Source organism: Bacillus sp. FSL P4-0334 (assembly GCF_038004825.1).
Taxonomy (GTDB): domain Bacteria; phylum Bacillota; class Bacilli; order Bacillales; family Bacillaceae; genus Bacillus; species Bacillus velezensis.
Genome location: NZ_JBBORX010000001.1, coordinates 4,074,848 through 4,082,007, shown reverse-complemented (window position 1 = coordinate 4,082,007; position 7,160 = coordinate 4,074,848). Strand labels below are relative to the sequence as shown.

6 protein-coding genes are annotated in these 7,160 nt (G+C 43.4%); 4 read left to right on the top strand and 2 right to left on the bottom strand.

What is annotated here, in order from left to right:
* Positions 1–116 precede the first annotated feature (116 nt).
* From NSQ37_RS20505 to NSQ37_RS20495, 3 genes are all read left to right on the top strand, one after another.
* Positions 117–584: a BclA C-terminal domain-containing protein gene (locus tag NSQ37_RS20505; RefSeq protein WP_272928447.1), complete on the top strand. Its 468-nt coding sequence runs from the start codon at positions 117–119 to the stop codon at positions 582–584.
* A gap of 853 nt (positions 585–1,437) precedes the next feature.
* On the top strand, positions 1,438–1,845 hold the full coding sequence (locus tag NSQ37_RS20500) for a hypothetical protein (RefSeq protein ID WP_015240390.1): 408 nt from the start codon (positions 1,438–1,440) through the stop codon (positions 1,843–1,845).
* Between the two features lie 337 nt (positions 1,846–2,182).
* Positions 2,183–2,740, top strand: a complete 558-nt coding sequence (locus NSQ37_RS20495) for an SMI1/KNR4 family protein (RefSeq protein WP_015240389.1) — start codon at positions 2,183–2,185, stop codon at positions 2,738–2,740.
* Between the two features lie 137 nt (positions 2,741–2,877).
* On the opposite strand, the gene NSQ37_RS20490 is transcribed toward NSQ37_RS20495, so the two are convergent.
* Positions 2,878–4,248 carry an aldehyde dehydrogenase gene (locus tag NSQ37_RS20490; protein ID WP_025285111.1) on the bottom strand — a complete coding sequence of 457 codons (1,371 nt, stop codon included), beginning with the start codon at positions 4,246–4,248 and terminating at the stop codon, positions 2,878–2,880.
* A 253-nt stretch (positions 4,249–4,501) separates the two neighbouring features.
* Positions 4,502–5,104, bottom strand: a complete 603-nt coding sequence (gene rpsD, locus NSQ37_RS20485) for a 30S ribosomal protein S4 (protein WP_003152406.1) — start codon at positions 5,102–5,104, stop codon at positions 4,502–4,504.
* Between the two features lie 290 nt (positions 5,105–5,394).
* Between rpsD and NSQ37_RS20480 the strand changes: the two genes are divergently transcribed.
* The gene (locus tag NSQ37_RS20480; RefSeq protein ID WP_007408036.1) at positions 5,395–7,143 is read left to right on the top strand and encodes a sensor domain-containing diguanylate cyclase; all 1,749 of its coding nucleotides are present in this window, start codon (positions 5,395–5,397) and stop codon (positions 7,141–7,143) included.
* Positions 7,144–7,160: the final 17 nt, after the last annotated feature.

Here is a 7,160-nt window from a genome sequence, read left to right as displayed (position 1 = left end):
CCACCGGAGCCACGGGAGCAGCCGGAGCCACCGGAGCCACGGGAGCAGCCGGAGCTACCGGAGCCACCGGAGCCACTGGAGCGACCGGGGTAACTGGAGCGACGGGAGTCACTGGAGTGACCGGAGCCACAGGAGATATCGGTCCAACCGGAGCAACCGGAGCCACAGGATCTGGGCTATCAGAATATGCTTATGTGTACAATCTAAGTGCAGAAACGGTAGCTATAGAGGCTCCGGTAATTTTTGACTCAACTGGAATCACTACTGCTGGCATTACACATGCCCCTGGAACAGCTCAAATTATAGTAACCACTCCAGGAGATTACGAGGTCACTTTTTCAGTCTCGGGTGTAGAGCCTAACCAATTCACTTTATTTGTAAATGGAGGGCCGGTGACGAACACAGTTTACGGTTCAGGAGCTGGTACTCAACAGAACAATGGTCAGGCCATAATTACTCTAGCAGCAGGTGACATTCTTACTCTTGTAAATCATACTTCTGCAGCAGCAGTTACTCTTCAAACTTTAGCAGGGGGAACGCAAACAAACGTAAACGCTTCTATTGTTCTCAAAAAATTAAATTAGATAAGTGGTTTAAATCTCCATATTAAACAAGAAATGAGAATGACTTAAAAAAGCTTATAGAGCTTAATATACAGCTTTAGAAGGATGAAGAAATTTAAAATATAAGCAAACTCATCTAATTTTTTTATATAAGGTATTATGGTAATAGGTAATAAACAGGCAGGCACTTTCCCGCAGGGGAGGGTGCTTTAAATTTAAGGACAAAAGCCTCCAACTGTTAAGCGAGTCAACACAGTAGGAGGCTTTTCTCTTATGGGTGGTACAGCAGCAGTATTCTCTTACAAATCAAATATTCCCAGAAAGTTATGGCAGTATTCGTCTCTCGAGTAATGAAAAAAGTTTTATGTTCTCTGTAAACTGCGTCCGGTAAATCTCGGGATAAACGATTGGCGGTTAACGACTGAGTACGGGGGCAGTTTAGAAAGAATATGATTGGAGGGATTACATAAAATAATTAGTCAAGCCTTAGAGGAATTAGGAAAGAATGTGAGGTGTGCGGCTGAAAGGGTGCCAAATCTCAACCCTGTTATTATCCATAAAAAAGACATGGCAGCGCAACTACAGGAATTCAGTTCGGATTTAGGCTTGTCAGCAGATCTCCATCATTGCCTAGATAAAAAGGTAAAGAACTTATTAACGGCGTATATGGCTCACAAACGGCATATGCAATCCATGATTCCTGACGGCATTTAGGGTTAAAACAAAAGCAAAGCGCGAATCTCTACTAAACAGTTACTTTAGGACTTCTCAAAAAGGAACTCCTATTAAAGGGAGCAGGGTTAATTTTCAAATTGTTTAAATAAAAGTAAAAATATAGCATGATAGACCAGAAAACAAATGAAGGAGGATTTGTATGAGGTTGTTAAAAAACTCAATCTGTTTACTTGTCGCAACTCTATTGTTTGCTATTGGATTTTCGCCGCAAACGAAAGCAACACAAGAGCACTCGTTTGGATTAGCAAAACCAGTAACCTTTGAAGAAAAAGAAACTTTAACAGTAGATAAGAATGGAGTGGCTAAGAGCAATAATGATGGCCAGGCTTCCATCATTAAGGAGGCACGACAACTTGCCAAACAGGATAGCCACAATGAAATTACCTATAAGAACCCCTTAGCTAAAGAAGAAAACAACATTGTTAATGTGCCAGTCGTTGAGAAAAAAGAAGAGAAAGCGCACACTAAAGCAGCTAGCTTAGTTACGATGTCCTACACAACAATATATGACCCCAACAAAAAATCCACACAACCACAATTAAAATAGCAAGCATAGTTGGCGAAAAGCCGATAGTTATCGAAGCAAGAAACGATTTATATGAAAGTAACACTTATAGCGGAAAATACGGAAGGGTTTTTCTCCATAACAGAGAATTTTTAGGTAAAAATATTAAAGCAGGTAAATCATACTCAAAGTCATATTATCCTAAACAGACAAAGTTGATCCAAAGTGGAATTGGAGTTCATTCGATATTCACCATGTGCTTCCGCTAAAGTATGGAGGAAAAAATAACTTTAATAATTTGTATCCTCTCCCTCGTGATATGCACCAAAATCTATTAAATCCTTGGTGGGATAAATATTAATAAGTAAGAGGTGGCTCAATGGCAGTTTTTGTTGAAAAAACGCTCCAAGGTCTAAAAGAATTAATTGATGAAAAAGGCCGCTTAAAAATTTTAGGGAATGAAGGAACTCTTTTAGAGACAGAATGTACTTTCTCTAAAGGTGCAACAGATCTGGAGATTGAGAGTTTTGAGAAGAAAATAAAAGTCTCACTTCCTGAAGATTATAAAACCTTTTTAAAATTGCATAACGGAGCCAGAATATTTGATTTGTTGATTTACGGTGAGAATGTGGGTGGGGGATTGCATATTCTTAATTTAGAAGAGATTGAAAAGTATATGCAAAATGGTTTTTTAGAGCCTCAGTTTATTCCCGTCGCACATCTGTTAGACGGATGTTATTTGTTAATTCACAAAACCAAAATGTCCACAGATCCAAACTATTTATGGTTCCGCGGATTTATTGAGTATGAACCAATGCAACTTAATTTTGAGATATTTTTAGATAGGTATATCATGTCTCAAGGAGCAGATTTTTGGGAGTGGAATATCTATACTGCTGAAAATTATTATAGGACTCACCAGGGTGATGAGGATTAACCTTTCCTACAGTTGGGTTGGTTCATTTTTACTATTAGACTTCGATTTGAACTTTTAAAAATAGGTTTAATTTAGGAGACGAACCGATTAATTGGTGTATAGAGGATTTATAAAAAGCGCAGATACTCTGCGCTTTTTTATTTAAGTATTTTCCGAATCATTCGCAGCCCGTTTTTGGAAGAAGGATAACGGAAAGCGAAGTCGAAGCGGTTCGTTTGTTTGACGACGCTTTTTTTGTGCGTAAACGTGTTAAAGCTGTCAAATCCGTGATAGCTCCCGATGCCGCTTTCCCCGACGCCGCCGAATGGCAAATACGGCGTCGCAACATGCATTAACGTATCATTGATGCAGCCTCCGCCAAACGACAGATTCTCTAAAACAGCGCGCTCAGTTTCTTTGTTTGTGGTGAAGAGATACAGAGCGAGCGGCTTTGGGCGCGATTGGACTTTCTCGATGACTTCATCGATATCACCGTATGTAAACAGCGGAAGAATCGGCCCGAAAATCTCCTCCTGCATCACTGGAGAGTCATCCTTCACTTGATCTAGAATCGTCGGCGCTATTTTGTGGTGATCAGGATTAAATTGTCCGCCTGTGAGCGGGACGCCATCATTTAGAAAGCTGAGCAGCCGCTGATAGTGGCGTTCACTGACGATTTTGCCGTACTGCGGATTTTGTTCAGGCTGAGGGCCGTAAAATTCGCTGATCGCACGCTTCATTTCTTCTGTGAGCTTCGTTTTGATATCTTGGTGGACAAATAAATAATCCGGTGCGATGCAGGTTTGCCCTGCATTTGTAAATTTCCCGAAGACGATGCGTTTGGCGGCAAGCTGTATATCAGCATCCTTATGGACAATGCAGGGACTTTTGCCGCCGAGCTCCAAGGTAACGGGAATTAATTGTTTGGCGGCGGCCTCCATGACGATTTTTCCCACGGCAACGCTTCCAGTGAAGAAAATATAGTCAAAGGGCTGCTGTAATAACACAGTGCTGACGTCGGGCCCGCCTTCCGCCATAGCGACATAGTCACTCGGAAAAACGCTGCTGATGAGTTTGGAAAGAACAGCGGAAACCGCCGGGGTATATTCTGACGGTTTAAGAACGACCGTGTTCCCCGCTGCAATGGCTCCAATCAACGGAGAAAGCGCCAGCTGCAAGGGATAATTCCAAGGCGCAATCACCAAAACGGTTCCATATGGCTCAGGGATAATGATGCTTTTCGAGCCTAGGTGAGTCAGAGGCGTTTTGACTCGTTTCGGTTTGATCCATTTTCCCAGCCGCTTCATCACAAAACTGATTTCCTCCAGTACAATTCCGATTTCTGTCGTGTACGACTCCTGTTCGGATTTGTGGAGATCCTGATAGAGAGCGGCTGTTATATCGGCTTCTTGTGTTTTGATGGCTTGTTTCAGCTTTTGCAGCATGTTCAGTCTCGTTTCTAGCTGTCTCGTATGCCCCGCCGCAAAATAGGCTTTGTGCTTGCTGACGATAGAGGGGATGCTGTTCATTTCGTCTCTCCTTTTTGTAAGGTATGGTGATTTATTATGTGGAAAGTTTCTTCTGCTTGTCAAATGGGGGTTTCTAATGTGCATGTAGCTGAAAAGCCAGTAGGCACATAAAAAAAGCCCCGGACAGGGGCTTTTTTAATAAAGAGAGGGAGCATCTGTCCATTATTCTGACAGCCCAAAAGAAAAACCCCGGAAACATTGTCATCACAACATGTCCGGGGTTTAATCCAATGCTCTTTAAAGAGCGTTTTACTTAACGGGAGTAGAACTCAACGATAAGCGCTTCGTTAATTTCCGGAGCAAGCTCAGAGCGCTCTGGAAGACGAGTGAATGTACCTTCAAGCTTTTCAGCGTCGAAAGTAAGGTACTCAGGAACGAAGTTGTTTACTTCTACAGATTCTTTGATGATAGAAAGGTTTCTTGATTTTTCGCGAACACCGATTGTTTGACCAGGTTTTACTTGGTAAGACGGAATGTCAACGCGGCTTCCGTCAACAAGGATGTGACCGTGGTTAACTAATTGGCGAGCTTGACGGCGAGTGCGTGCAAGACCGAGCTTGTACACAACGTTATCAAGACGTGCATCTAAAAGAATCATGAAGTTTTCGCCGTGTTTACCAGTCATTTTTGCAGCTTTGTCAAACAATGTGCGGAATTGACGTTCGTTTACACCGTACATGTGACGAAGTTTTTGCTTTTCTTGCAATTGCAAACCGTATTCTGATAGTTTTTTACGCTGTCCCGGACCGTGGGGACCTGGTGCGTAAGGGCGTTTTTCTAATTCTTTACCTGTACCGCTAAGAGAGATTCCTAAACGGCGAGACAGTTTCCAAGATGGACCTGTATAGCGAGCCATAATGTGACTCCTCCTTTGGTTTTATTTTGTGGAAAATAAAAACCGTCTGTTCGATCCGACCGTGCACATTTTGTTTTCATGTATCCTCGCTCCAGCAGCAGAGAGTTACACGATACACCTTACAGCTAAGGAACAAAATGCAAACACAGAAGCTGAACAAAAAGGCTGCAATATTTCACACAAAGAACATTATATGATTTTTCTCCGCCGCCGTCAACCATTTCTCCATGAAGAGTGCCGGTTTATGATATAATGTACAAAAATGAGTAGTACATGTTTAGGTGATAAAAATGAAAAAACAAACAATTGATGAAGTGACGGCCTTTCATCAGAAAATGCTTTCTTTTTTCTTAACGAAATCTGAATCCGTCTCATTATCCGACTCGCTGTTATGGCTGGCCTCAGCTCTAGAATCCTGCTTTACATCTCTTTCATTGACCCTTTCACCGGCAGAATCAACACGTTTCACCATAAAAACAGAAGATGAACCGCATTATGCTCCGCTGAAAGAGAGTGACGGCCGTTTTATGATCAGGAATCAGACGTCCGGCAGATCCTTTTATCTGTGCTCGGAAGGCGGGCTGCCGATCCCGGAATCATTGCCTGAGATCGTTACTCAGTTTATTAATCAATCTGTGAGACAAAGCGGGCTGTTTGACAAAACGAAGCATCAGCGGAAAATTCACAGAATGACAGAAATGTTCCATTCGCTTTTGGACCAAAATGAGGTTTTGGAAAAACTGCAGGCAAGTTTGAGTACGGCTTTCCGGTCTTTCCGTTTTTCACTGTTTATCACGCAGGATCAGGATACGGACAGACAGCTTCCCGCAAAAGAATTACATATGGACGGAAAAGATGCCGATCCGTCTGCCCTGAAGGTTTATTTATCGGGGAGACTGCTCAGAAAAGGCAGGTCATCTGCTTATCTGCCGATCAAAGGCCAGCAGGGGACTTACGGGGTTCTGAAGACGGAGGGGCTGCAGGATGCCGTTCTTTCGTGCAGTACTCTCAGTGAAATGCTGCTGCTTGCGGGCGCAGCGGGAAAAGCATTTGAAAATGCGCAGCTCTATGAGCAATCGAAAAAAAGCATTGCGAATCTGGAGCTCATTAATGAAACATCGCGCCAGCTGAATCAGCGCCTCAGACTCACTGATACGATGCGGGAGCTCGCCGCCATTATGACCCAATCGTTTCATGCGGAAGAAGTGGCTTTTTTTCATATTGATCATTTTGAGACGCAAAATCTGCTTCCGGGACATACCGCTTTTTTTAAGACAGAACGTGCGAACCCCTATATCAGCATTGTGAAAGAAAAGCTGTTCGAGGGAGAAAAGGGCGTGTTTATCGGCAGCGGAAAGACTGTATTCGGCGAAAACGGTTTCGGCTCGCTGATGGCGGTGCCGATGATCGAAAATGACACCGTCTTCGGGTTCGCGATTTTATTGAAAAAGGATTTGTATGCTTTTACGTTTGAAATGTATAAACTTTTTCAAGCGCTCATTCACCATGCGACATTGGCGGTTACGAACTCCATGCTGCGCGACAGGCTTGAGCATCTTGTTCAGACAGACCAGCTGACGGAGCTGTATTCAAGAACCTATTTGGATGAGAAAATTCAATACAGCATGAAAATTCATAAACGGGGTGTATTCATCCTCGTTGATATCGATAATTTCAAAAATATTAATGATACATACGGTCATCAAACGGGAGATTCGATCCTGATTCAGGTGGCCTCCGTTATGAAGAACCATATTCGTGAGCATGATGTCGCTGCGAGGTGGGGGGGCGAGGAGCTGGCTGTCTATCTGCCGAATATCAACGTGTCATCCGGAGAACGCATCGCTAAAAGGCTGGTTCGCGCCATCCGGGAAAATACCGAGCCGCGCGTGACGATTTCCTGCGGCGTTTCCTGCTGGTCAAAGACCGGCCCGATGCCGTTGAAATTGCTCGTTCAGCAAGCGGATGAGGCGCTTTATATCGCCAAACGGAACGGCAAAAACCGGCTGATCATCCATCAAAACAGCACGACGACATAAAAAAGGAGCCGGCCTGC